This window comes from Marinitoga lauensis, assembly GCF_004135675.1.
GTDB lineage: Bacteria > Thermotogota > Thermotogae > Petrotogales > Petrotogaceae > Marinitoga > Marinitoga lauensis.
Genome location: NZ_QHLX01000001.1, coordinates 154313 through 179902, shown reverse-complemented (window position 1 = coordinate 179902; position 25590 = coordinate 154313). Strand labels below are relative to the sequence as shown.

At 27.9% G+C, this 25590-nt stretch carries 29 protein-coding genes, 2 tRNA genes, 6 pseudogenes and 1 riboswitch; of the genes and pseudogenes, 17 read left to right on the top strand and 20 right to left on the bottom strand.

Features of this window, described 5'->3' with window-relative positions; genetic code table 11:
- Nucleotides 1–21: 21 nt before the first annotated feature.
- From ybeY to DJ007_RS00900, 7 genes are all read right to left on the bottom strand, one after another.
- Nucleotides 22–213, bottom strand: coding sequence for an rRNA maturation RNase YbeY (gene ybeY, locus DJ007_RS16695; protein ID WP_240739208.1), 192 nt, complete (start codon nucleotides 211–213; stop codon nucleotides 22–24).
- Between the two features lie 212 nt (nucleotides 214–425).
- The gene (locus tag DJ007_RS14455) at nucleotides 426–572 is read right to left on the bottom strand and encodes a hypothetical protein (RefSeq protein WP_165973929.1); all 147 of its coding nucleotides are present in this window, start codon (nucleotides 570–572) and stop codon (nucleotides 426–428) included.
- A gap of 213 nt (nucleotides 573–785) precedes the next feature.
- Nucleotides 786–1208, bottom strand: a complete 423-nt coding sequence (locus DJ007_RS00920; protein ID WP_129407932.1) for an HDIG domain-containing metalloprotein — start codon at nucleotides 1206–1208, stop codon at nucleotides 786–788.
- 157 nt (nucleotides 1209–1365) lie between these two features.
- A complete protein-coding gene (locus tag DJ007_RS00915) occupies nucleotides 1366–1659 on the bottom strand; it encodes a hypothetical protein (RefSeq protein WP_129407931.1) in 294 nt (97 codons plus the stop codon).
- A gap of 115 nt (nucleotides 1660–1774) precedes the next feature.
- The gene (locus tag DJ007_RS00910; RefSeq protein WP_129408239.1) at nucleotides 1775–2758 is read right to left on the bottom strand and encodes a PhoH family protein; all 984 of its coding nucleotides are present in this window, start codon (nucleotides 2756–2758) and stop codon (nucleotides 1775–1777) included.
- Between the two features lie 19 nt (nucleotides 2759–2777).
- Nucleotides 2778–3767, bottom strand: coding sequence for a 2-hydroxyacid dehydrogenase (locus tag DJ007_RS00905; RefSeq protein ID WP_129407930.1), 990 nt, complete (start codon nucleotides 3765–3767; stop codon nucleotides 2778–2780).
- Between the two features lie 13 nt (nucleotides 3768–3780).
- A complete protein-coding gene (locus DJ007_RS00900; RefSeq protein ID WP_129407929.1) occupies nucleotides 3781–4224 on the bottom strand; it encodes a hypothetical protein in 444 nt (147 codons plus the stop codon).
- Nucleotides 4225–4375: 151 nt separating this feature from the next.
- On the opposite strand from DJ007_RS00900, the gene DJ007_RS00895 reads away from it, so the two are divergent.
- The 17 genes and pseudogenes from DJ007_RS00895 (at nucleotide 4376) to DJ007_RS00820 (ending at nucleotide 15430) form a co-directional block, all read left to right on the top strand.
- Nucleotides 4376–5149: a YdcF family protein gene (locus DJ007_RS00895; protein WP_129407928.1), complete on the top strand. Its 774-nt coding sequence runs from the start codon at nucleotides 4376–4378 to the stop codon at nucleotides 5147–5149.
- Nucleotides 5150–5380: 231 nt separating this feature from the next.
- Nucleotides 5381–5689 (top strand): putative GTPase, encoded by a 309-nt coding sequence (locus tag DJ007_RS00890; RefSeq protein ID WP_129407927.1) that lies wholly within the window; start codon nucleotides 5381–5383, stop codon nucleotides 5687–5689.
- 5 nt (nucleotides 5690–5694) lie between these two features.
- Complete coding sequence (locus DJ007_RS19760; protein ID WP_368359316.1) at nucleotides 5695–5748, top strand: hypothetical protein; 54 nt, start codon at nucleotides 5695–5697, stop codon at nucleotides 5746–5748.
- Between the two features lie 312 nt (nucleotides 5749–6060).
- Nucleotides 6061–6192 (top strand): hypothetical protein, encoded by a 132-nt coding sequence (locus tag DJ007_RS18590; protein ID WP_276318594.1) that lies wholly within the window; start codon nucleotides 6061–6063, stop codon nucleotides 6190–6192.
- A 98-nt stretch (nucleotides 6193–6290) separates the two neighbouring features.
- A pseudogene (gene pduL, locus DJ007_RS19755) lies at nucleotides 6291–6880 on the top strand (phosphate propanoyltransferase).
- Nucleotides 6881–6977: 97 nt separating this feature from the next.
- A tRNA-Thr gene (locus tag DJ007_RS00880) sits at nucleotides 6978–7055 on the top strand.
- 55 nt (nucleotides 7056–7110) lie between these two features.
- Nucleotides 7111–7688 (top strand): annotated as a pseudogene (locus DJ007_RS00870) (class I SAM-dependent methyltransferase).
- Nucleotides 7689–7847: 159 nt separating this feature from the next.
- Nucleotides 7848–8474 carry a sigma-70 family RNA polymerase sigma factor gene (locus tag DJ007_RS00865; RefSeq protein ID WP_129407924.1) on the top strand — a complete coding sequence of 209 codons (627 nt, stop codon included), beginning with the start codon at nucleotides 7848–7850 and terminating at the stop codon, nucleotides 8472–8474.
- Nucleotides 8474–9097: a hypothetical protein gene (locus DJ007_RS00860; protein ID WP_129407923.1), complete on the top strand. Its 624-nt coding sequence runs from the start codon at nucleotides 8474–8476 to the stop codon at nucleotides 9095–9097. The genes DJ007_RS00865 and DJ007_RS00860 overlap by 1 nt, the downstream gene beginning before the upstream one ends.
- Before the next feature lie 78 nt (nucleotides 9098–9175).
- Nucleotides 9176–11651 (top strand): annotated as a pseudogene (gene leuS, locus DJ007_RS19750) (leucine--tRNA ligase).
- A 13-nt stretch (nucleotides 11652–11664) separates the two neighbouring features.
- Entirely contained in the window at nucleotides 11665–12321 is a 657-nt protein-coding gene (locus tag DJ007_RS00850; RefSeq protein ID WP_129407922.1) for a redox-sensing transcriptional repressor Rex, read from the top strand.
- A gap of 5 nt (nucleotides 12322–12326) precedes the next feature.
- Nucleotides 12327–12414: transfer RNA gene (locus DJ007_RS00845), tRNA-Leu, on the top strand.
- Nucleotides 12415–12454: 40 nt separating this feature from the next.
- Nucleotides 12455–13143 (top strand): annotated as a pseudogene (rsmI, locus tag DJ007_RS00840) (16S rRNA (cytidine(1402)-2'-O)-methyltransferase).
- Nucleotides 13130–13804, top strand: coding sequence for an exodeoxyribonuclease VII large subunit (locus tag DJ007_RS18570; protein WP_129407921.1), 675 nt, complete (start codon nucleotides 13130–13132; stop codon nucleotides 13802–13804). Before rsmI ends, DJ007_RS18570 begins: the two are co-directional and overlap by 14 nt.
- Nucleotides 13804–14538, top strand: a complete 735-nt coding sequence (locus tag DJ007_RS18565) for an exodeoxyribonuclease VII large subunit (protein ID WP_129407920.1) — start codon at nucleotides 13804–13806, stop codon at nucleotides 14536–14538. The genes DJ007_RS18570 and DJ007_RS18565 overlap by 1 nt, the downstream gene beginning before the upstream one ends.
- The gene (locus DJ007_RS00825; RefSeq protein ID WP_129407919.1) at nucleotides 14528–14785 is read left to right on the top strand and encodes a hypothetical protein; all 258 of its coding nucleotides are present in this window, start codon (nucleotides 14528–14530) and stop codon (nucleotides 14783–14785) included. The genes DJ007_RS18565 and DJ007_RS00825 overlap by 11 nt, the downstream gene beginning before the upstream one ends.
- Before the next feature lie 81 nt (nucleotides 14786–14866).
- Nucleotides 14867–15430 carry a hypothetical protein gene (locus tag DJ007_RS00820; protein WP_129407918.1) on the top strand — a complete coding sequence of 188 codons (564 nt, stop codon included), beginning with the start codon at nucleotides 14867–14869 and terminating at the stop codon, nucleotides 15428–15430.
- A 17-nt stretch (nucleotides 15431–15447) separates the two neighbouring features.
- Here the strand turns inward: DJ007_RS00820 and guaB are convergent.
- From guaB to DJ007_RS00765, 13 genes and pseudogenes are all read right to left on the bottom strand, one after another.
- A pseudogene (gene guaB, locus DJ007_RS00815) lies at nucleotides 15448–16960 on the bottom strand (IMP dehydrogenase).
- A pseudogene (guaA, locus tag DJ007_RS00810) lies at nucleotides 16917–18422 on the bottom strand (glutamine-hydrolyzing GMP synthase). Before guaA ends, guaB begins: the two co-directional pseudogenes overlap by 44 nt.
- Before the next feature lie 64 nt (nucleotides 18423–18486).
- A riboswitch (purine riboswitch) is annotated at nucleotides 18487–18588 on the bottom strand.
- Nucleotides 18589–18651: 63 nt separating this feature from the next.
- Entirely contained in the window at nucleotides 18652–19377 is a 726-nt protein-coding gene (locus tag DJ007_RS00805; protein WP_129407917.1) for a TlyA family RNA methyltransferase, read from the bottom strand.
- A complete protein-coding gene (locus DJ007_RS00800; RefSeq protein WP_129407916.1) occupies nucleotides 19367–20014 on the bottom strand; it encodes a hypothetical protein in 648 nt (215 codons plus the stop codon). Before DJ007_RS00800 ends, DJ007_RS00805 begins: the two co-directional genes overlap by 11 nt.
- Before the next feature lie 115 nt (nucleotides 20015–20129).
- Nucleotides 20130–20459, bottom strand: coding sequence for a hypothetical protein (locus DJ007_RS00795; RefSeq protein ID WP_129407915.1), 330 nt, complete (start codon nucleotides 20457–20459; stop codon nucleotides 20130–20132).
- Between the two features lie 59 nt (nucleotides 20460–20518).
- Entirely contained in the window at nucleotides 20519–21256 is a 738-nt protein-coding gene (gene truA, locus DJ007_RS00790; RefSeq protein ID WP_129407914.1) for a tRNA pseudouridine(38-40) synthase TruA, read from the bottom strand.
- A 12-nt stretch (nucleotides 21257–21268) separates the two neighbouring features.
- A complete protein-coding gene (locus DJ007_RS14450; RefSeq protein WP_165973928.1) occupies nucleotides 21269–21418 on the bottom strand; it encodes a hypothetical protein in 150 nt (49 codons plus the stop codon).
- A 255-nt stretch (nucleotides 21419–21673) separates the two neighbouring features.
- On the bottom strand, nucleotides 21674–21856 hold the full coding sequence (locus DJ007_RS00785) for a hypothetical protein (protein ID WP_129407913.1): 183 nt from the start codon (nucleotides 21854–21856) through the stop codon (nucleotides 21674–21676).
- 15 nt (nucleotides 21857–21871) lie between these two features.
- On the bottom strand, nucleotides 21872–23284 hold the full coding sequence (locus tag DJ007_RS00780; protein WP_240739206.1) for a phospho-sugar mutase: 1413 nt from the start codon (nucleotides 23282–23284) through the stop codon (nucleotides 21872–21874).
- 29 nt (nucleotides 23285–23313) lie between these two features.
- Complete coding sequence (locus DJ007_RS16670) at nucleotides 23314–23550, bottom strand: hypothetical protein (RefSeq protein ID WP_240739134.1); 237 nt, start codon at nucleotides 23548–23550, stop codon at nucleotides 23314–23316.
- A 103-nt stretch (nucleotides 23551–23653) separates the two neighbouring features.
- Nucleotides 23654–23992: a YraN family protein gene (locus tag DJ007_RS00775; protein WP_129407912.1), complete on the bottom strand. Its 339-nt coding sequence runs from the start codon at nucleotides 23990–23992 to the stop codon at nucleotides 23654–23656.
- Nucleotides 23992–24288, bottom strand: a complete 297-nt coding sequence (gatC, locus tag DJ007_RS00770; protein ID WP_129407911.1) for an Asp-tRNA(Asn)/Glu-tRNA(Gln) amidotransferase subunit GatC — start codon at nucleotides 24286–24288, stop codon at nucleotides 23992–23994. Before gatC ends, DJ007_RS00775 begins: the two co-directional genes overlap by 1 nt.
- Before the next feature lie 12 nt (nucleotides 24289–24300).
- Complete coding sequence (locus DJ007_RS00765; RefSeq protein ID WP_240739133.1) at nucleotides 24301–25563, bottom strand: ArsB/NhaD family transporter; 1263 nt, start codon at nucleotides 25561–25563, stop codon at nucleotides 24301–24303.
- Nucleotides 25564–25590: the final 27 nt, after the last annotated feature.

Genomic DNA, 25590 nt, shown 5'->3' with positions numbered 1-25590 from the left:
ATGAAATATTTTTCATATGTATTAAAACAATTCTTTAAAATATTTATCCTGAAGCTTAAACATTTCTCTTTTTTCATTTTCTTCAATATGATCATATCCGCATATATGAAGAATGCCATGAATCAAAATGTAGAAAAATTCTTCTTCAAAAGTATTTCCAAATTCAGGAGCTTGTTCTTCAATCCTTTCAACAGAGATTATAATATCACCAATAATGTTTTCTTCTAATCCATATTCAAAAGATAAGACATCAGTAGGTCCTTCTTTTTTCTATATTCCTCATTGTAATATTTTATATTTTTGTTATCAGTAATGAGAATATTTAATTCATAATCTCCTTCTCCGACTTCTTTAAGTAAAACATTTTTGCTATATTTTCCAATTTTTTTATATCGATATTTTTAATTTTTTGTTCATTAAATATATTAATTTTCAAACTTATTCACCTCTTTAAGTAATTCTTTTGGAATTTCAGGGTAACTAATTCTTGAATGATTCATATTTAATATAGTTTCTATCATTGAATAAGTGATTCTCTTTATTTCTCTCAAAGTTAATCCACAATCATCCAATTGACCTTCAAAAAAAGATCCTGTATTAAATTATCAATTTTTTCTTCAATATTTTTTTGTTGATTGCTTTCATACTCCTGGTAATGGCTTCTATGTTATCAGCGATCATCAATATAGCTGCTTCTTTAAATTGAGGAATAGGACCAGGATATTTAAATATATCTGGTGGAAGATTTTCATTTAATTCAATACTTTTGTGAAAAAAGTATCTTTTTATTCTAGTCCATGATGTTGAACTATTAAATCCTCTATTAATATAGGTAATTTATATTTTTTTGCTAATTCTTTTCCTTTGCTAACATGAAGATTTAATATTAAAGCACTTAATTTAGGATTTATTTTATCATGTGGATTAAGACCTCGTTGATTTTCTGTGAAAAATAAAGGTCTTAATGATTTTCCAATATCATGAAAATAAGCTCCAACTCTTAAAAGAATAGGATTTGCATCTATAGATTCTGCTGCACTTTCAACTAAATTAGCAATAATTAAACTATGATAATAAGTTCCAGAAGCATTTAATGAAAGTTTTCGTAATAACGGATGATTCAAATTACCTAATTCTAAAAGACCGATATCAGAGTATACACGGGTTATATATTCTAAATATGGTAATACTCCTAAAACAAATAACATCTGAACAAGATTGGATATAAAAATTTGAGGTATGGCTAAGTATTCAAAATTCTTATATATTAAATAGATTATTATTTGAGAAATAGTAGCACCTAAAAAAGGTATAACTATTCTAACTCGTGAATATATTTTTTGCTTAAATATGCACTTGTTAGTCCTATAATAAAAGAGAAATAAAAGTCTTAAGTGGAAATCCAATTAAAAAGGAAAAATAAAAAGCAAAAACAAGTGAAGATAAAAATCCAAGATAAAAATCCATCATAAGAGTAATTGTAACAGCTACAAATAATGGTGTAATAGAAGGATCAGAAAAATATTTCAAAGAAAAAATATTAATAATGATTCCCATGTCCAGAATTATTATAAAAGATGACCAATAATTTACAGGATGCATATTAAACATTTTATTCTTTTTTATCAAATATTGTATAATAAAAAACCAAAATGGCATAAAAATTATTGTGAAGTTGAATAAAAAACTCCACGTGAGATTATGCCATAATAGAATTTCTGTAAATACGGCCAATAAAAAAAAGTTAAGGAATAAAAAGATATCCATGTATATCCTATTTTTTTTCATCTTTTTCACCTTTTGCATTTTCGAATTTATCATATGCTTTTATAATTTCCTTAACCAGAGGATTTCTGACAACATCATTTTCTGTTAGTTCAATAAAGTTTATTCCCTTTATATTTTTTAGGATGTGTTGTACAATTAATAGACCAGAATCTTTTTTATTTTCAAGGTCTATTTGCGTAGTATCTCCCGTAATTACAGCTCTTGAATTAAATCCTATTCTTGTTAAGAACATCTTCATTTGATAATATGTGCTGTTTTGAGCCTCATCTAATATAATAAAAGCATTATTTAAAGTACGACCTCTCATATAAGCTAATGGAACAACTTCTATAATACCTTTTTCTTTATATTCTATAACTTTATCGGCATTGATAAAATCCATTAATGAATCATACAGCGGTCTTAAATATGGATCAACTTTGTCATATAAAGTACCAGGTAAAAAACCTAATTTTTCTCCAGCTTCTACAGCAGGTCTTGTTAATATAATCCTTTGAACCTGACCAGTTTTTAGGAATTCCACGGCCATAGCAACAGCTAAGTATGTTTTTCCTGTTCCAGCAGGACCTATACAAAATACAATATCATTTTTTTTCATAGATTTTATATAATCTGATTGACCGTGTGTTTTTGCCTGCACTCTCAATCCGCTTACTGTTGTGTTGATAACTTTATTATAATCACTTTTATTTGATTTAATCAAATCTTTTTCTGTTTCGTAAAGGGAAACAATATACTGAAATTCTGTCCAATCAAGTAGATGACTGTTAGAAGTGATTTCAATAATTTCTTTTAATATGTTTTTTACTTTATCAATATTTTTTTTCTTCTCTCCATTTAAAATTATTTTATTTTCTAGATAAGAAATTTGAACATTGAATTTGTTTTTTAAATATTTAACCCTGTTATTATAAGTACCAAATATTTCAGTGAGTTCTATATCTTCAGGTATAGTTAAATAATCTTTTATAACAATCACCTCTATGCAATTAGTATTTTTTATTATAATCGACAATTGAAAGAGGAACACCGGACTTTAAATAATTTTTAATACTTTCTATAGTATAATCTATTCCAGCAGTGGTTGCATGATATGAATATCCACCAACGTGTGGAGAAAGAATCACATTATCAAATTCCCATATTGGAAATTTTGATGGCATAATATTTTTATTATCAGAAGATGGGTAGTTAAACCATACGTCTAAAGCAACGCCTTTTAATATGTTTTTTTGAAGTGCATGGTATAATCCCTCTTCATGAATTAATCGCCCTCTTCCAACGTTTATTAAATATTTATCTTTCATTGTCATTAAGCGTTTCTCATTAATTATTTCATAAGTCTTTTCTGTTAATGGCAAAGTTAAAAATATTATCTCACTATCTTTTAAAATATCATCGATATTATAATAAACTTTATCAACATTTTTAGGCAGATAATTAATTTTAGTATTTTTTAAAATATAAATATGTGTATCAAAACATTTTAAAAATTTTGCTATATTTTGACCAATAGCCCCAAATCCTAAAATTCCTACCTTCATTCCTTGAATTGATATCCAAGAATCAAATATAGATTCGCCAACTGTGAAACCATGCCATCTTCCTTTTTTTAAATCATTATGAAAAGGAACTACTTTACCTAAAAGAGACAGTGCTAAAGCTACAGCCCTTTCAGCAACATATTTTCCATTACCATGTGCGTTGGAAATTATAACTTTTTTTTCCTTTAATTTTTCCATTGGTAATTGTTCAACACCCGCAAAAGGAACAAATATAATTTTTAAATTTTTTGCAATTTCTAATTCTTTTTCATTAATAAAACCACCTATTATTCCATCTGCTATCTTTAATAACTCATCATTTGCTTTTTTATGCTTTTCAGGAAAAATGATTTCTATTTCAGGAAAATGATTTTTTAATTCATTAATTTTTTTATCCCAATATGAATTATACTTATGCAAAAATAAAAGTTTCAAAAAAATTCCCTCCTCAGAAGTTTTTTAATCTTTTTCCTAATAATTGTTCAATATCTTTTCTAAATACCCTTATTGTAACATAGGCCATGCCCTCCGTCATATTAAACCCTTCATCTATTTCCTGAGCTCCTTTAATAACTCCCCATAATGATGAGTCTATTGCTTTATTTTTCAAAGTAAAATCTTTAACAGTAGTATTGGAGTCAATATATACACCATAAATATATTCAACAGCTTTTGAATATGCATCCTGTCTTGCAGCTTCTAAAGCGGCTAATTTAGCTTGAGCCTCCTGTGGGAAAGACTTATAATCTATAATACCAAAACCTTTAAAATCATGGTAAGCAGCTCCTTTTTGATTTTCTGGTTGAGAAAATATTCTAAATCCATTAGTTCCACATGAGGAAAACAAAAAAAATAATGACAAAAGCATTATAAAAAGTAATCTTCTTCTCATCCTTATCCTCCGATTTGTTATTTTTTCAATGTTATTATACCACAAATATAGGTATCTTATTTAGAAGAAGTATTTTTTCATTGATATATCTTTTTATTAACAAGAGCTGTGGTATAATAAAAAGTACGATGAAAAATGTGGGAGGAATTGTATGTTATGGATTAGAAAAATATTTCAATCTTTTTTTGAATTACCAGGATTATTTATTACACTTATTCTATTATTGAATTTTAGGATAAAAAAATCAAAATCTCCGAAAAGAATGATTTTGATTACATCACTTATAATATATCTTTTTTCTATTCAAATTACTTCAAGAATTTTGGTATATCCTTTAGAAGATGCATTTCCTCCAATAAATTATAATAAAATAGATAAAAGCATTCCTTCTATAATAGTTGTATTAGGAGGAGGAGCTATACCAAAAACTCCAAATTCTCCTTTAATGGGTGAAGTATCTGATCAAACGTTTAAAAGAATATTTTCAGGGTATGAATTATATAAGAAAACAGATTTTCCTATAGTAATTTCAGGTGGTAAACCTCCAAATACAAATTATGTTCCTGAAGCATTAATAATGAGAGATTATTTGGTTAGACTTGGAGTTGTACCATCAAATATTTTTATTGAACCAGATGCACAGACAACAGAAGAAAATGCTAAATTTGTAAACTCATTAATTGAAAGTATGAAGATAAATAGAATTTTTTTAGTAACTTCTTCGATTCATTTACTGAGATCATATAAAATTTTTAAAAGTTTTATAAATAATAGTATAAAAATAATACCTGTACCTTCCAATTATTTAATAACAAGAGAAAAAATCACATGGATAGATTTTAAGCCAGATATATCAGCATTAGAAGCTAATGCGATGGCTATACATGAATATTTGGGAATGATATATTTTTATATATTTAAATAAGAGGTGGTAAGATGAGATGTCATGGATGCGGAATTGAAATACAAACAAATAATCCTGACGGTTAGGTTTTTTGCCGGAGCATATTTTTGAAAAATTTATTGGTCATGAAGATAAAGCTTTATGTCAGAGATGCTTTAAGTTAAAGCATTATGGTGAATTAATTCCAGTCCCAATAAATAAAGATTTTTATAATCAGCTAAAAAGTATAATACATGAGTTCAAAACTGTTTTATGGTAATAGACATAATAGATTTTGAGGGAACTTTTGATAAAGATATTTTGAAATTAATTAAAAATAAAGAAATCTTTTTGATTATAAATAAGGTTGATTTACTACCTAAAAGCGTATCCTTTGCAGAATTAAAAGACTGGGTATACGATAGAGTAAAAAATGAGCTAAATATTAAAAAAGATAATATTCGCTTAATAAGTGCGAAAAAGAACTTTGGTATAAATAGAATGATAAAAATTTTGAAAGAAAGAAAAATAAAAAAAGCCATAGTTATTGGAACTACAAATGTGGGAAATCTTCTTTATTAAATAATATTACCAATGTAAAAATTACTACCAGTTCATTTCCAGGTACTACCTTGGGATAGTAAAAAGGAAAATTTTAGGTACTGATATAGAATTGTATGATACTCCGGAATAGAAACTAAAAAAAGATTTACTGATTTTTTTGATATATATACTCAGGTGGAAATGATACCAAAAAAAACAATTAGTAGAAAAACATTTAAACCAGATGTAGGTAAAATTATATTTGTAAGTTCTTTGTTTAGGTTTAAAATACTTTCATTGGCAAAAGACGAATTAAAACCCATATTTTTAATATTTGCTCCGGAAAAAATAGCTTTTCACCAAACAAAGGAAGAAAGGGTTGATGATTTATTAAAAATCATATTGGAGATGTGCTATTTCCACCATATGAAAAGGATTATCCTCTTGTCATTGAATATGAGAAAGAAATTGTTTCGATAGATGAAGGTGATGAATTAGCAATGCCTGGTTTGGATGGATATCTGTTAGAAGAGGTCCTTTGAATATCGAAGTAATAAAACCTAAAAATATTGAATTAATTATCAGGAAAGCGTTAATCACTCCAAAAAGAGGAATATTATATAATCGGAGGTGTAGGTATATGAAATTAAAAGAACCAGGAATTATTGTAGGTGTTTCAAACAGACATGTTCATTTATCCAAAGAAGATTTAGAAATTTTATTTGGTGAAGGTTATGAATTGCATCCTATAAAGGATTTAAAACAACCAGGTCAATATGCTGCAGAAGAGGTTGTAACTTTAGTTGGTCCAAAAGGTAAAATAGAAAGAGTTAGGTTTTAGGTCCTGTTAGAAAAGAGACTCAAATAGAAATTTCACAAACCGATGCATTTAAATTAGGTGTACAGCCACCTGTTAGAGATTCTGGTGATCTTGATGGAACACCTGGGATTAAGATAGTTGGTCCAAAAGGAGAAGTTGAAACTAAAAAAGGATTAATTTTAGCTAAAAGACATATTCATATGTTACCTGAAGATGCAGAAAAATATGGTGTTAAAGATAAAGATTTAGTTTATGTTGCTGTTGAAAGCGGAGATAGAAAATTAATATTTGGTGATGTATTAATCAGAGTTAGTCCAAAATATGCTTTGGAATTTCATGTTGACACCGATGAAGCAAATGCTGCATTGATAAAAACAGGTGATGAAGTAAAAATAATAGAAGAATTCTAATACCCGGTTTAAAAACCGGGTATTTTTATTATTAATATAATTCAAAAGAGTTTTTAACTTGACTAAAAAATATTTTATTGTATAATATACTAGGTTTGCAGGTGTAGCTTCAACAGGTTAGAGCGCTGCCTTGGTAAGGCAGAGGTTGTGGGTTCGAGTCCCATCACCTGCTCCAGTTGCTCCCGAATTATCGGGATTTTATTTTATTAACAGGGGATTTTTATGAAATCATGGAATATTATGATAAAATTGCTGATGAGTATGATTCTATGTACAATGATCCATATTGGCAGATGCATAATAAAGTTTCGGAAAAAATAATTTTTAAAAATATAAAAATAAATAACGGAAAGATACTTGATATTGGAGCAGGAACTGGTTATTGGACTAAAATTTTTCTAGATAAAAATTTTGAGGTTTTTTCATTGGAACCCTCTAAAAAAATGTGTGAATTAATGAAAAAAGATTTGAAAACTATGAAAATATAAAAATTATAAATGGTTTTGCTGAGGATGTTCCTGCAAAGGATAACACTTTTGATATAGTACTTGCGATGGGAGATATACTAAGTTATTCAGAAAACCAAGAAAAATTTATAACAGAAGTATATAGAGTATTAAAAAAAGGTGGTATATTCATTGGAACCGTAGATAATTTAAATAAATTTATTTTTGATGCCTTTTTTTCAAAAGATTTTGATATAATAGAAGTAATGGCAAGAGAAAAGAAGGTAAAGGTTGGGTTTCTGAACATATGTCATTTTATTCAAAACTATTTACAAAAGAGGAGATTGAAAAGTTTTTATTAAAATATTTTAATTACGTAAAAATTTATGGAATAATGTCGTTTCCATGGAAAATACTCCTGATATTTCGAATTACTGGGCAAATGTATTGAATTTGGAGTTGGAATATTCAGAAAAATTTTATGATGTTGCAGAACATTTATTATATATGGTTGTGAAATAATGAGTAAATATAAATTAAGAACATTGCGCGTAGAAGCTTTAATTAAATTAGCACAATCTGGAGATAAAGAAGCAATGAATATGATCATGGTTAAATTTGAACCCATGATTAAGTCGATTGCTTCAAAATACTATGGTGCATGGGCAGAATTTCAAGACCTGGTTCAAATTGGTTTTGTTGGTTTAATACAAGGTGTTTATTCCTTTGATGAAACTAATAAAACAAAATTTTCAACATTTGCTTATTTGAATATATCTTCTGAGATAAAATCGTTTTTGACTTATCTTAATAGATTAAAAAATAAGGTGTTGTCAGATGCGGTAAGTATAGAATCGATGTTTGAAGATTATTCTGAAGATTCGGATTATTATTTTGAGGTTCCATCTGAAACGGATTTATATCAATCTGTTGTCTATAATTATATATTTGAAAGATCTATTGAACAAATGAAAGATATTGAAAAAGAAATTGTTAGAATGTGGTTGGATAATAATTCCTATGATGAAATTTCTAAAGAACTTGAAATTTCAAAGAAAAAAGTAGACAATACAATACAAAAGTTTAAGAAAGTTGCAAATCGGGTAATGAAATATGTTAATTCAGCAATAGCGATAGGAGGTAAATGATGAGAATAACAAGAGTATTGCTATATTTAGCAATAATATTATCCATAATTTCAATAATAATGTCAATTGGAAGCGAGATAAGATTTTCGAAATTTCAAAATTATATGGAAAGCCTCTTTAATAGGCAAAATGCGAAAGTTAATGATAATATATCTATGTTAAACACTAAATTAGAAGAAATGGAAAAATATTTTGAACCAAATGGAATTGTAGAAAAATTTATTAATTATAAAAGTAATCTGGAAAAACATTTAAATGATCTGGAAAAATTGCTTACTTTAGCTCAGGAAGATAAAAATGTAGGATATTTTCAATTGTATATTACAGGTTCAAGAGAAGTCTGGATAGGAATAAAAGATGAAAAAGGAAAATATGTATTTCAGGGTATGTTAAAACCAGGTTTATCGCCTTATAAATTTTATTTTTTTAAAGACCCTTCTATAAGAACTTCATATACAATAAACGTTCCATATAATTCCCAAATCCAAACAGCTAACCCGGATAATGTATATTTTTTAATTCAAGAACCTGGTCAGAGAAGATTAAAAAAAATGCCAGAGGCAAAAATAAAAAATATATCTGAAGAATTAAATCTCTACATACCAACTATTCGTGGAAAATAATTAAAAGGTCTTTTAATTTAAGGAAAATTCTGGTATAATATATGAGAAAGTTATCACTTGGATATAGGAGGGAAGGCCATGGATTATAATCATATAGAAATCGAGCAAAAATGGCAAAAAGAATGGGAAGAAAAAAAGGTATTTAAAACTTCACAAAGAAATGATAAAGAAAAATATTATGTTTTGACAATGTTTCCTTATCCTTCAGGAACAATCCACGTTGGACATGTTAAAAATTATGTTATAGGCGATGTGGTGGCAAGATACAAAAGGATGCAGGGATATAACGTATTGCATCCATTTGGGTATGATGCTTTTGGATTGCCTGCAGAAAATGCAGCTATAAAGAATAATGTTAATCCAGGAGAATGGACATTTAAAAATATAGAAACTATAAGAAATCAAATAAAGAAGATAGGAATTAGTTATGATTGGGATAGAGAAATTGCAACATGTACTGAAGATTATTATAAATGGACGCAATGGATATTTTTAAAATTATATGAAAAAGGTTTAGCATATAAAAAACATGCAGCCGTAAATTGGTGTCCAAGTTGTAAAACTGTTTTAGCTAATGAGCAGGTTGTTAATGGTAAATGTGAAAGATGTGGAACTGAAATTGAAATGAAAAAACTTGAGCAATGGTATTTTAAAATAACAGAATATTCTGAAAAGTTATTAAACGATCTTGATATCCTTGATGGATGGCCAGAGAATGTAAAAATAATGCAAAAAACTGGATTGGAAAAAGTGTTGGAGCAGAAGTCAATTTTACTATAGATGGAACAGAAAAAAAATTAAAAGTTTTTACAACGAGACCGGACACATTATGGGGAGTAACCTTCATGGCTTTAGCTCCAGAATCACCATTAGTTGAAGAGTTAACAACTCCTCAACAAAAGAAAGAAGTTGAAGAATTTTTAAATAGGGTAACAAAAGAAGATAAATTTAAGAGGATTGCCCAAGGAGCTAAAAAAGATGGGGCATTTACAGGAAGTTATGCTATCAATCCTGTAAATGGCGAAAAAATCCCAATTTATGTAGCAAATTATATTTTATTTGAATATGGAACAGGTGCAATAATGGCAGTTCCTGCACATGATCAAAGAGATTTTGAATTTGCTAAAGAATTTAATTTACCAATAAGAGTAGTAATCAAACCAGAAAATTCTGATTTAAAAGCTGATGATTTAAAAGAAGCATTTACTGAGGATGGAATAATGGTTAATTCAGATAAATTTGATGGAATGAAAAATAGGGAAGCTTTACCTGAAATAATTAAATGGTTAGAAGAAAATAAATTAGGGGAAAAAAGTGTTCAATATAAATTAAGGGATTGGTTAATTTCAAGACAAAGATATTGGGGAGCACCTATACCGGTGGTATATTGTGAAGATTGTGGTGTAGTGCCTGTTCCTGAGAAAGATTTACCTGTAAGATTGCCAACTGATGTAAAATTTGAACCTACTGGAAAAAGTCCATTAACATATACAGAAGAATTTATACATACAACATGTCCTAAATGTGGAAAACCAGCAAGACGTGAAGTGGATACGATGGATACATTTGTAGATAGTAGCTGGTATTATTTGAGGTATATTAATCCTAAGATGGAAGATAAACCATTTGATTCAGATGATGTGAATTACTGGCTTCCAGTTGATCAATATATTGGCGGGGTTGAACATGCAATATTACATTTGCTATATTCAAGATTTATTACTAAAGTTTTATATGATTTGGGATATATAAATTTTGTTGAACCATTTTCCAATTTATTTACTCAAGGAATGATTTATAAAGATGGAGCAAAAATGTCAAAATCAAAAGGAAATGTAGTTTCACCAGATGAAATGGTTGAAAAATATGGTGCGGACACATTAAGATTATATATGCTATTCATGGGCCACCAGAAAAAGATGCGGAATGGAATGATGCAGGTTTAGAAGGTGTGGCAAGATTTATGAATAAAGTTTGGAATTCAATGTCAAAAATAATTAGAATTACTCAAGATGTAGACATAAAAAATATGAAATTACACACAAAAGAAGAAAAATCTCTTAGAAGAAAGTTACATCAAATGATTGGGAAAATTACAAATGATATTGAAAAGAATTTCCAGTTTAATACAGCAATTAGTGGCATGATGGAATTAATTAATGAATTAAATAATTATATGAATAATTTGCCAGAAGAAAAGTGGAATAAGGAGTTATTAAAGGAAGTAGCTCAGGATTTTGTAATATTATTATCTCCATTTGCACCACATTTATCAGAAGAATTATGGCATATGATGGGACACTCAACTTTTGTTTTAAATGCAAAATGGCCAGAAGTGGATGAAAAAGCATTAGAGGTTGAAGAATTAGAAATAGTGGTCCAAATAAATGGCAAGGTGAGAGCGAAAATAATAGTAGATGCAAATGCTACAGAAGATGAAATAAAAAATAAAGCATTTGAAGAAGAAAAGGTAAAAAAATATCTTGAAAATGCGGAAGTTAAAAAAGTAATATTGGTAAAAGGTAAATTGCTTAATATAGTTATAAAAAAGTGATTGGGGGTAAATTATGAAAAATCCTAAAATACCAAAACCAACGATTAAAAGACTCGCAATGTATTATAGGTGTTTGGAAAATAAAAAAGCTTCCGGAATGCAGAGAACATCATCAAAGGATCTTGCGGATTCATTACATATAAAAGCAAGTCAAATAAGGAAAGATTTATCTTATTTTGGTGAATTTGGGAAGCGTGGTGTTGGTTACGATATTGATAAATTGATGAGTTCAATTAAGACAATTTTAGGCCTTAATAAAAAATGGAATGTTGCTATTGTAGGAGTTGGGAATTTGGGTTCGGCTATTGCAAATTATACAGGACTTGAAAAGAATGGTTTCTATATTAAAGCTGCATTTGATAAAAATAAAACTAAAATAGGAACTCAAATTTCTGCAGGAATTCTTGTGTATGATATGAAAGATATGAAAAAAATTTGTAAAGAGAAGAATATTGAAATAGCAATATTAACAGTCCCTTCAGAAGTAGCACAAAAAGTAGCCAATCAATTGGTTGAAACGGGAATAAAAGGGATATTAAACTTTGCTCCAACGTCGTTAACATTGCCTGAGAATATTTCTGTTGAAAACGTTGATTTTACTATATCATTAAAAGCATTAACCTATGACATTATTTCTAATAATAAAAGTTTTTATGAAATAGAAGAATAAAAAAGGCCGAGGTGGCGGAATTGGCAGACGCGTATGACTCAGAATCATATGGACTTTATGTCCATGCGGGTTCAAGTCCCGTCCTCGGCACCATATAGCCGCGGTAGCGGGTTTTTTTAATGAGGTGATATTTATGGGTAAATTGTATATAATTGGTACTCCTATAGGTAATTTGAAAGATATTTCTTTAAGGGCAGTTGAAACTTTAAAACAATCTGATATTATTTTTGTTGAAGATAAAAGGGTTACGATAAAATTATTAAATAATCTTGATATAGGGAAAAAAGAATTATTTACTTTTAGCGAATATAATGCTAATAAGGTTTTAAAAAAAGCCATAGACTTAGTCAAGGAAAATAATATTTGTTCGCTGGTTAGCGACGCTGGTATGCCTGTTATTTCTGATCCAGGTTATCAGTTAATAAATAAATGCTGGCAGGAGAATATTGAAGTAGATATTATTCCTGGTCCAAATGCGCCATCTGCAGCTATAGCTGTAAGTGGTTTTCCAGGGTCAAAATATATGTTTCAAGGTTTTTTACCCAGAGGCAAAAATAAAAGGAGACTTTTGAGAAAAATAAAAGACTTAGGAATTTTATTTGTATTTTTTGAGTCTCCACAGAGATTAAATAATACATTAAAAGAAATATTTGAGATAGTTGGAAATAGAGAAATATTTATTGCAAGAGAAATGACAAAGATACATCAGGAATTCTTTAGAGGAAAGTTAGTGAGGCAATAAAATACTTTTCAGAAAAAAATATAAAAGGTGAAATTACGGTTGTGTTGTCTGGAAAAGAGGGTGAAAATGAAAAAATTTAAAGATTTATTAGAGCTTATAAATTGGATTTCAATACAATTAGAAAATACTGAACTATTTGAAGATTCCATAGTATTTAATGGGGATATTTCAAAAGCAAAGACCAGTAGTGCAGGAGATTTATTTATTGAGGTTTCTCAAAGAAATGAATATGGTAAGACATATAAAATAAATATATTTCTTTCAAGATATCACATAAAAACACTCTTAAATAATTTAGGATTAAAAAATGTAAAAGAATTGGAAAATAAAAGCTGGAAAATTTTAGGTAAACTATCATTTTGGCCGTCATCTTCTACATTTGCTATTAAACTCCAATCTTTATTGTCGCTTGGAGAATCAAAACTAGAAAAAAGAAAAAGAGATATTTTAAATAGACTGAAAATTGAAGGCTTATTAAGGACAAAAGAAAATAAATTAGAATATCTGGAACCAATAAGAAAAATAGCAGTGATTTCTTCAGAAAATGCAGCTGGATATGGTGATTTCATAAAAAATATTAACAAGTTAAAAAATCCACCATTAATCCATCTTTATCCTTCTTCAATGCAGGGAATTGAAGTTCCCATTAGTGTTAGTAAATCATTGAAACTAATTTTAAATTCTGGAATAAAATACGATATTATTACTATTATTAGAGGAGGAGGGCACAATCAGATTTAATGTATTTTGATGATTACAATTTAGCTCAAAATATAGCCTGGGTTTCTAATAATAAAATTCCAATCTTAACAGGTATAGGACATGAACAGGATATTACAATACCAGATTATGTATCTTATATGAGATTTTCAACACCTACAGAAGTCGCAAGAGCTATTGTAAATCAAATTGAAAATTATAATAAAAAAATAGATGAAAATTTTCAGAATATAATATATTCAATTAATAATATATTCACCAGGTCAGAAATCTTTTCGAAAAATATATTAAACAATTTAAGTTCTTTGATAGATCAATTTTTTGAAGAGGAAAGAAATAAGATGATAATGTATTCAAATTCTATAAAATTATTTGATAATATTATTAGATCAAATGAATTGACCATGAAAAAAGAATTTAAATTTTTTGAATTCTTTTCACAATATATAGAAAATAATATAAATAACTTTAAACGTATAAATGATAATACTGAAGAAAAATTTAAAAATATTTTCGATCTATATATATCAAATGTATCAAAAAAGTTAGATAATTATTATATAGAAATGACAAAAAATAGTCCTTTTAGTTCTTTTTTAAGCGGAGGTGCAATTTTAGTTCAAAATTCACAAATAATAGATAGTGTGTATAAAGTTGATGAGAAAAAAGAGTTAGAAATAAAATTATACGATGGGGAAATAAATACTAAAATTAAGGAAATAAGATATTATCGGAGGAAGAAAAATGACTATTGAGGAAATTTTAAAATTATCAAAATCTGAGTTAAAAAAATATTCATTTAAAGAAATAGCAAATATGCTTGAATTAATCTCGCAAACTTTTCAAAGAAATAGTAACGATTTAGATGTTGAATATGCTCTAGAAATTTATAAGAAAGGATTAGATTTATTGATTATAGCAAAAGAAAAATTATCTATAACTAAAGCAGAAAAAGAGAAGATAGATAAAAAGTTCGAAGAAATAAAATCTAAATTTGAATAAGAAATACTCCCTATTTTCTAAGGAAATTTTAAGGAATGTAAGGTATTATTACATTGAAATAAAAAATAGGGAGGTGAAAAAATGAGAAAGACGATTTCTGTGTTATTGATAACAGTTTTAAGTATTTCCATGTTTGCTTTCGCCAGAATTCCTATATTAGATGAAAGCCAATTGATTGAGGTGAAAGGGGTAATTGAAAGTATCAAAGATAATCCTGGAAATAGATTTTTCACAGTTACGTTAAAAAATAAGACAGATTTTGAGGTTGTATTTCCAAGATTTCCAGAATTATTAAGATGGGTTGAGAAAAATACAGACATATCATTAGAGGGATACTATATAGAATTAAAAATAGGGAAATATTTTGTACCTGTAATAGTCTCTTATAAGGGAAAAAATTTCGATTTAAGAAAGGAAATTGCAAGAAGATTATATCAGAGAAGAAAAGAATTATACTTTAATCAAAGGCATAGAAGACCTTATAATTTTAATCTGTCTCCTAAATATTCTCCGAATATGATGATGAATACTCCAAATCCTTACAATTATAGACCAGGGTTACCTAAATATCCAGAATATAATCAAAATATGCCATATAATCCTAATAATTATTATCAACGAAAGAAATTACCACCTATTCGATAAAATGCCCCTTTTCGGGGTTATTTTATTGAATAATTAGGTGATTCTTTTGTTATTGATATATCATGTGGATGACTTTCTTTAATGCTTGCAGAAGTAATTTTGATAAATTCTGCTTTATTATGTAATTCTTCTATATTTTTTGCTCCTATATACCCCATTCCAGATTTTAAACCACCTAATAATTGATAAATAACTTCCCAACTTTTCCTTTATATGGAACCATACCTTCAACACCTTCAGGAACAAGTTTATCAGTATTATTAACGTTTTCCTGAAAATATCTATCTTTACTGCCTTTTTTCATAGCTCCAATAGATCCCATTCCTCTATAAGTTTTGTATTTTCTACCCTGATATAAAATGGTTTCTCCTGGTGCTTCTTCAGTACCTGCAAATAAACTACCAAGCATCACAGTGTTTGCTCCAGCCGCTAATGCTTTTACTATATCTCCAGAGTAGCGTATTCCACCATCTGCAATTACAGGAATGTTATATTTTTTTGCGACTTTTGCAACATCCATAATAGCAGTTAATTGTGGTACTCCTATTCCGGCAACAATTCTGGTGGTACATATAGATCCAGGTCCAATTCCAACCTTTAATGCATCTGCACCAGCTTTTATTAAATCTTTTGCTGCTTCTTCTGTCGCAATATTTCCCGCAATTACTGGCGTTTTTGGAAATCTGGATTTTAGAAGTTTGATAGTGTTTATAATGTTTTTAGAGTGTCCATGTGCAGAGTCTAATACGATGACATCAACATTTGCTTCAATTAGCGCTTGTGCTCTTTCTATAGCATCAGAAATTCCTATAGCGCCACCTACTAATAATCTCCCTTTTGAATCCCTGGATGCATTTGGGTGTTCAATTACAGAAAAAATATCCTTTATTGTAATCAATCCTATTAATTCCTGTTTTTCGTTTATTATAGGTAATTTTTCTATTTTGTTTTCATGTAATATTTCTTTCGCTTCATTAATGGAAATATGAGGACCAGCAACAATTAATTTTTTAAATGGAGTCATTAATTCTTTAGACTTTTTTGAAGAATCTTTTTCAAATCTCATATCTCTATTGGTTAAAATTCCTAATAATTTATTATTTTCATCTACAACAGGTAGACCACCAATTTTGTATTCATGCATTATTTTTTCAGCTTCAAATATAGGAGTATCTGGTGAAATAGTAATTGGTTCATATATAATACCGTTTTCTGATTTTTTAACTTTTTCTATTTCATGAGCCTGTTCCTCTATACTCATATTTTTATGAATTATGCCAATGCCACCTGCGTGAGCCATTGCTTTGGCCATAGCACTTTCTGTAACAGTATCCATAGCAGCAGATAAAAATGGTGTATTTAAAAAATGTCTTTTATTAATCTTGAACTTGTGTTAACTAAAGAAGGGGTAACTTCACTATATTTTGGTAATAATAAAACGTCATCAAAAGTCAATGTTTCTCTAAACAAGGTATGCTCACTCCTTTCATTCCCATTCAATTGTTGCAGGTGGTTTAGAAGTAATGTCATAAACAACTCTACCAATTCCGCTTACTTCATTTGTTATTCTTGTTGATGCTTCTTCAAGAATTTCAAATGGAATTTTTGACCAATTTGCGGTCATTCCTTCAACGCTATTAACACTTCTTATAGCTAAAACATAATCATAACTTCGCTCATCTCCAACAACACCTACAGTCTTTATTGGAGTTAAAACAGTAAAAGCCTGCCAGACTTTATGATACCAGTTATACTTTTTAGAGTTTCAATAAATATATGATCAGCTTTTTTAGAATGTTTAATTTTTCTTCAGTGATTTCCCTATTATTCTTATTGCTAAACCGGGACCTGGAAATGGATGTCTATATAAAATATGTTTTGGAATACCTAATAATTCACCGATTTTTCTTACCTCATCTTTAAAAAGATATTTTAAAGGTTCTATTATTTTAAAGTTTATTTCTTCTGGTAATCCTCCAACGTTGTGATGACTCTTTATTTTAGCTGTACTTTTTCCAGAAGCGGCACTTTCAATTACATCTGAGTATATGGTTCCCTGTATAAAAAATTCAAAATCTTTTTTAGCTTCATCTTCGAATACTCTAATGAATTCTTCTCCGATTATTTTTCTCTTTTTTTCTGGATCTGTTATGTCTTTTAATTTATTTAGAAATCTTTCTTGTGCATCGATAACTGTTAAGTTTATTCCAAGTAAATCATTAAAAATTCTTTTTACCTCAGTTTCTTCATTTAATCTTAATAAACCATGATTTACAAAAACAGCTTTTAGATTTTCTCCTATAGCTTTATGAACTAAAACTGCAGCAACTGATGAATCAACTCCACCAGAAAGTGCGATGATTGCTTTCTTATCTTTTATCTGATTTTTAATTTCAGCGATTTTCTCATCAATGAAATTACTTAAAGACCAATTTTTTTTTAGTTTAGCAATATTAAAGAGAAAATTTTTGATTATATCATTGCCAAATTCTGTATGTTTAACTTCAGGATGAAATTGTAGTCCATATATATTTTCTGAAAACTTAATTGCAGCATAGATATTATTATTGGTTTTGGCAATAACCTTACTATTTTCAGGTAATGAGACAACAGAATCTCCATGACTCATCCATGTTATAATATTTTTAGGTATGTTTTTAAATATAGGATCATCGTAAATATTAATCTCAGTTTTACCATATTCTGAAATTTCGGTTTTCTCTACGATACCTCCAAGTTTTTTTGCTAATAATTGAAGTCCATAACATACGCCTAATATAGGTTTTTCTGAATTTAATACCCAATTTGGAAGAGGTAAAGCATCTTTCGCATTTACACTTTTTGGTCCTCCAGATAATATAATGGCACCAATCTCTCCATCAGGTAATTCATCAAATTGAATAACTTCCGAATAAATTTTTGATTCTCTTATTCGTCTTGCTAATAATTGAGTATATTGCGACCCATAATCGATAATAATAACCTTTTCCATAAGCACCTCCTATAAAAAAATACACTCCTCTATAAGAAAAGAGGAGTGCATATTATATACACTAACATACAACCTCCTTTCCTATAGTCAGATGGTTTACGGCCATCTGGTAGATACTTCCAGACCATATTACTGGAATTATATAGGAAAAGCATCATTAAAAATATTTAATTTTCTGAATTTTAACAGAAAAAGACTTAATTTCTTTTGCTATATTATTAATCCTTGGTTAATTGATTTTCATTACATACAATAAGAATTCTATATTTCCTTCTTTACCTTTTATAGGGGACTCTGTTAGTCCTAAAATTTTAAAATTATTTTTTTCAAAAACTTTTTTTACCTTTTCAATTGCTTCTTTTCTATAAGCTTCTTTTTTCACAACACCTTTTACTAATTTTGAAGGTTCTAATTCGAATTGAGGTTTTATTAAAATAATCCCTTGAGCAAAAGGAGAGGTTATATTTTTTATTGACTCAATTAGTTTAGTAACAGATATAAAAGATACATCACAGGTAAAAACTTCAATTTTATCAAAGTCTTCTTTTTTTAAATAACGGGCATTTGTATTTTCCATAACAATGATCTTAGGATTATTTCTTAAATTTTCATGAAGTTGATTTGTCCCAGAATCTATAGCATAAACTTTTTTAGCACCATATTCTAATAAAACCTGAGTAAAACCACCTGTAGATGAACCAATATCCATACATATTTTATCTTTTATATTAATATTAAATTCTTTTATAGCTTTTAATAGTTTATATGCAGCTCTGCTTACATATTTTTCATTTTCTGTAATTTCTATTTTATCAGTTTCTTTTATCTTTCTCGATGGTTTAGTAACAAAAACATCATTAACTTTAACCTTTTTTTCTTTAATTAAGCGTTGTGCTTTTTCTCGAGATTCAACATAATTATTTTTAACCAGAAATATATCTAACCTATTTTCCATTTTTATACCCCGTTATAGTATTTTTTCTTGTAATTTTTACTTTATTATTTTGTATAAAAATATTTTTATTTTTTAATGATATCTTTTTTTCTGTGTATAACTTAATATTATTTTCAATTTTTGATGTTTGACCAACAAAGTATAATCCACCAGTTTTTAAATCTATTGAATATTTTTTTCCTCCAACAGTTAAAACAGATATTTTATTATTTTTAACAGTTATATATGCAGGTGCTCTTCCTATATCTCTAATAATATTCCTTAAACCAACAGTTATTATTTCTCCATAAGAAGTAATAAGATAAATAGTAAAATTATTTTCATAAGCAAAAACAGGAATTCCATGGTATTGAATACTTTTATTTTTTTCTAAAATACCAAATGGTGAAACAAAAACAGCATTTTCAATAATTAAAATATTATCATCATTTTTGGGGATCCAAACGCTTTTTTCACTTCCGGTAATTTCAATACCGGTTTCTAAATTGAAAACTCCCAGAATTTTTTTAAAAGATATTTCCTTTTCTATAATTTCTGATATTAAAGGCACTTTATATTTATCATAAATATTTTCAAGATTAAATCTTATTTTTTCATAAGGTGTTTCAAGAATATAATTATCCGGTGGCAATATCATATGTTCTTTTAATTCAATTTTTTCTCCGTTTAGTGTTGCGTCACCGGTATATCCAGAAAAATCGACATCAATCCATCTTTCAGGGACTTTTTTAAGCTTTGTCCTAGAGGTACTTTCACGGAATATTGAAAATCAAATTATCTTTCAAAATTTTTACTTTTAAATTTTCTGACCAGTCAAAAAAAGCAGAATTAACTATTGTTCCAGACTCATCAAGTATTTGACAATTATTTGCTATCAAGTAAATTCTTCTTTGATAATAGTTTTTAAAAATATTTGACAGTAAATATTTTAAATTGTTTAAAGAGTCAGTATATTCTTTTTTTTCAAAATCTATTATGACACGTGAAGCCTGAATAGTAATTTCTAATCTTTTAGAATTCGTTGATGGTGGAGTTTCTATATCAGCATATTTATAAATACTATAAAATATATCTGTAAACAAAGAAGAAGGGCCATTATATATCAGCCCTATTTTTTCTTTTGAAAATATTGAAATATTTATTAAAATAATACAGAATAAAAGTATAATCCTTGTGGTGGAGCCGATGCTGGAGCTTTTGAACGACTTTTTGCCTCTAAAATTTCTTTTATATATTCTGGTTCCCAACTTTCTGTCCCTACCTTTACTAAAGCACCTACAATATTTCTTACCATTCTTCTTAAAAATGAATGTCCTTCAACCCTTATTAAAATAATATTATTTCTCATTTTTAAAATCCTAATTCTATATATTGTTCTTACAGGATTTCTATCATCATGCCCGGTTTTGAATGTCGTGAAATCATGTTCTCCTTCCAGGTATTTAGCAGCTTTTCTCATTTTATTTATATTTAAATCATAAGGAAACCACCAAACCCTATCTCTTAAAAATATGTTTGGTTCATCATTTTGATAAATAAAATAATGGTATATTCTTTTTTTAGCTTCGTGACGCGGAGAAAATTTATCTCTGACATTCCTAATTTCCCTTACATATATATCTTCTGGAAGATTTGCATTTAATGCATCTTTTATATTTTTTAATGTCATCCTATCATTTGGAACACTAAAAGCTATGACCTGTCCATAACCATGAACTCCAGTGTCTGTTCTTCCAGCACCCCATGAAATTATCTTTTGCTTAAAAATTCTCTGGAGAGTTTTTTCAAATTCTCCTTGTACAGTTCTTACTTTTGGCTGTCCTTGAAATCCATTAAACTTTGTTCCATCATACGCAACTATTGCGGCAACTCTTCTCATATTTTACCTCCATTATAAAACGCCTTTTTCTTTTAAAACACCAGTTTCTAATAACTTATAAGCAATTTCTTTTTCTTGTTTTTCAAGTAACTCTAAATTTTTTTTGAATAATTTCTCATAAATTCTTATTAAATAAAGGTTCGCAAATTTTGATACATACATTTTTATTGTTTCTTTGTGCGAATCTTCAACATTTTTAACTAAGGTTTCTAGCCAATCTTCATAATTTTCCCTTATTTTATTGGTCTTTATTAAAGAATTAAATTCATGTATTGTTTCATATAGTCCAATGAATTCTGATATTAATTCTATATAATCACCATATAACTCTCTTATCTCTTCTGATAAAAATCTACAAAAGAAACTTTTAAATAAGACGAAACTTTTTTATCTATTTTAAAAATCTTTTTAAACCTACTAAATTACCTTTTTTTCTTTCAATATAAAATATCCTAGAATGCCATTATTAAAGTTTTGGATGTTTTCCAGATCTTCTTCACTATATAGCATAATTTTTAATGTCTTAGAATCGATAAATTCACATTTCTTTGGAACATAAAAATCACCATTATTGGTTACTAATAATAGATTTGGTTCCATAATTTCACCTCAATATTAAGTCAATGAATTTACAACCTCTTTTGCCCATGAAATGATATTTTCTGCTTCGATTTCATCATTTCCTTTAGCTAACAAATAAAATTTAATTTTTGGTTCTGTTCCAGATGGTCTTCCAATAATTTTTAATTTATTTTCATAATTTAGCTCCACTACATTTGATTGAGGTAAATCATTAACACCTTTTAAATAGTCTATAGTTTCCACTAATTTTAAATTTTTAACTTGAGTAGGAGGTGTATTCCTTAATTTTTGCATGATACTATTAATTTTGTTTATTCCCTCAATTCCTTCCAATGTAAATGAAACATTTTCTTCAAGATAATATCCATATTTTCCTCTTAATTTATTAAGATAATCAGTTAATGTCATATTATTATTGTACAAATAAGAAACCATAATAGCTACTAATCCAGAAGCTATAACAGCATCTTTATCTCTTGCATGCTCATTTGCTAAATATCCATAACTTTCTTCAAATCCAAAAATAAATTTCTTTTCACCATTATTGTAAAATTTTTCAATTTTTTCACCGATAAATTTAAAACCAGTCAATGTTTCTTCAATAGAAACATTGAATTCTCTGGCTATAGGTTTAATCATATCTGTTGTTACAATAGTTTTTATTATTACTCCATTTTCTGGTAAAATTCCAAGAGATTGCATTCTGGTTAAAATAAAATGAGATAGCATGACTCCAATCTGGTTTCCTGTAAAAGACTTATACTCATTTTTTTCTTTTATATATATACCTAATCTATCTGAATCTGGATCAGTTGCCATAACCAGATCTGTATTATTGTTACTTGCATAATTTAAAGCTAATTTAAAAGCATCTTTTTCTTCTGGATTAGGAACTTTAACTGTTGAAAAATTCGGATCTGGAATAGCTTGTTCTTCTACAATTTTTAAATTGAACCCTAATCTTGTAAGTAATTCTTTGACAGGTTTCAAACCTGTTCCATGTAATGGTGAATAAACGATATTTATATTATTATTTATTTGAGGCATTAATGATCTTAAATAGCTTTCTAAATTATTGATGTAGTCTTCAAAAAGTTCTTCGGATATCCAGTTAATATATCCACGTTTTATGCCCTCTTCAAAATCAATAATTTTTACATCATCAAAATAATCCAATTTATTTATTTCTTCAATAACCTTACTAGCTACTTCTGGCACAGCTTGAGTTCCATCAGAAGTATATATTTTATATCCATTATATTGGGGTGGATTATGACTGGCAGTAATAACAATTCCAGCAGTTGTTTTTAAATATCTTACTGCAAAAGATAATATTGGTGTAGCAGTAACTTCTTTAAAAATATGGACATTAATCCCATTAGCTGCCAAAACTGATGCTGTTGTTTTAGCGAAATCTAAAGAAAATTTTCTTGTATCATAAGCTATTGCAACTGCTGGAAATCTACATATCTTTTTTAAGTAATTAGCAAATCCTGAGTAGCTCTTGCAACTGTATGAATATTCATACGATTTGTACCTGCACCGATTTTTCCTCTTAATCCACCAGTACCAAATTCTAAATCTTTAAAAAACCTATCTAAAAGTTCCTCTTTATTATTTTTAATAGTAATTAATTCATATTTTAATGAAGAATCAGCTTTTTTAATCCATAATTCAAATTTATTATAAGCACTTTTTTCTATGTCTGTCATAACCTCTCCTCCTTGAAATATACTTTATACAATAAAATTATAACACAAAAAAAGATAAATATTTCAAAAAAGATTTAAAATATACAAAAGGGGCTATAGCCCCTCAAAATAATTTTTGTTCTGGAAAGTAAGAAACTTCAAATTTATCATTTACACCAATCACATCAATTCTTGTTTCGTCAAAATCAATATTATTGTATTTTATAAAAATATTAGCAGTTTTGATGATTTTCTGCAATTTCTTATTATTAACTCTGTATGCTGGATTTTCAATATAGTCTTTTCCACCTTTAACTTCAATGAAGACAAGACATTTCTTATCGAGAGCAATAATATCAATTTCACCAATTTTAGTGGCGAAGTTTCGCTTTAAAATTTTAAAACCTTTTTTCTTTAAAAATCGAACAGCTATATCCTCATATATTTTACCTTTATTATTCATTATCCCTGTATTCCAGGCACCTTTAACAAATCATTTCTTTTATTAGGAAATTCATTGATTATATTTTTTAATACTTCATTAGATTTAGCCTTGTCTTCATGAAAAATGTTTTTTAAAATATTTTCTATAGGAGAAAATAATGGCTTAACATCTTTTGTATCAATTTCATCAATCATTTCCATATATTTTAATAAATCATTTAAATCTTTTTTTATAACTTCTTTTTCATTTTCAGATAGTTTTATCATAGCCAGTTTTTCTAATTTTTCAATTAATTCGTCTGTTACGTTTATCATAAAGTTTCCTCCTTAAATTAAAATTAATTCAATATAAATAGCAGATAATATTAGATTAGTAATAACAATTAAAAAAGCAAACTTAAAGAAATCTTTAAACTTAATCTCTTCATTTTTGAATTGTTTTAACATGGCTAAAGCTACTATATTGGCAGATGCACCTATTGGAGTGAAATTACCTCCTAAACATGCACCAAGGGATAAAGAATACCATAGTGGTTTCAAGTCTGAAAAAGTTTGTGGATTTATATGTTGTAAATTTTTAATAACAGGAATTAATGTTGCTGTAAAAGGAATATTATCGACAAATCCTGAAATAGCCCCAGAAACACCTATAAGCATCATTGCAAAGCTTCTCATAGAACTTCCTGCAATATTAACTAAAACATGTGTGAAATCTTTTAAAATTCCTGTTTGAACTAATCCACCTGTCATAATAAATAAACCAAAGAAAAATAAGATAGTTCCCCATTCAACCTCCTTAAGAATTTCCTCAACTTCATTTCTATCTAAAATTAACAAAGCTAAAAATCCTATAAATAACGCAATGGTAGAGCTTTCCATTTCAAGTTGATGTTGAAATATGAACAAAATCAGAGTTAAAAGCAACAGTGCCCATGAAATATAAAATCCTAATTTACTTTTAATGGTTGATTTTGGATCAAAGGATTTAACTTTATCTTCATCAATAGAAAAGTTTAATTTTTTCTTAAAAAGAAACATTGTAATTAATTGCATTACAAATAAATTTAAAAAAGAAATTGTACCATTAACCATAAAAAATTCTGTAAAACGCAATCCTGCTGCACTGGCAATCATAATATTTGGAGGATCACCGATTATTGTGGCAGTTCCTCCAATATTTGATGCCATAATTTCTCCAAAAACAAAAGGCAATGGATCCACATCTAAAGAATCAGTAATAGCTAATGTAATAGGTATAAAAACAAGAACTGTAGTTACATTATCAATTATTGCAGAGAGTAAGGCTACTGTAAAAGTTAATCCAAAATAAAGTATATAACCATTTTTCTTAAAAGCTTTTAGAGTTACTATTCCTAAGTACTCGAAAATACCTTTTTTCCTAATAACAGAAACAAAAATCATCATTCCCATTAACAAATATATTGTATTAACATCAACATAATTTTTTATGGCTTCAATATGATTTTCAAATATGCCAAGTATCATCATTACAGTGGCGCCAAGTATTGCAACAATTGTTCTATTAATTCTTTCTGTTATTAAAAAAGTATAGGCAAAAAGGAAAATCAATAATGCAATAGTACGCTCCGTAAAATC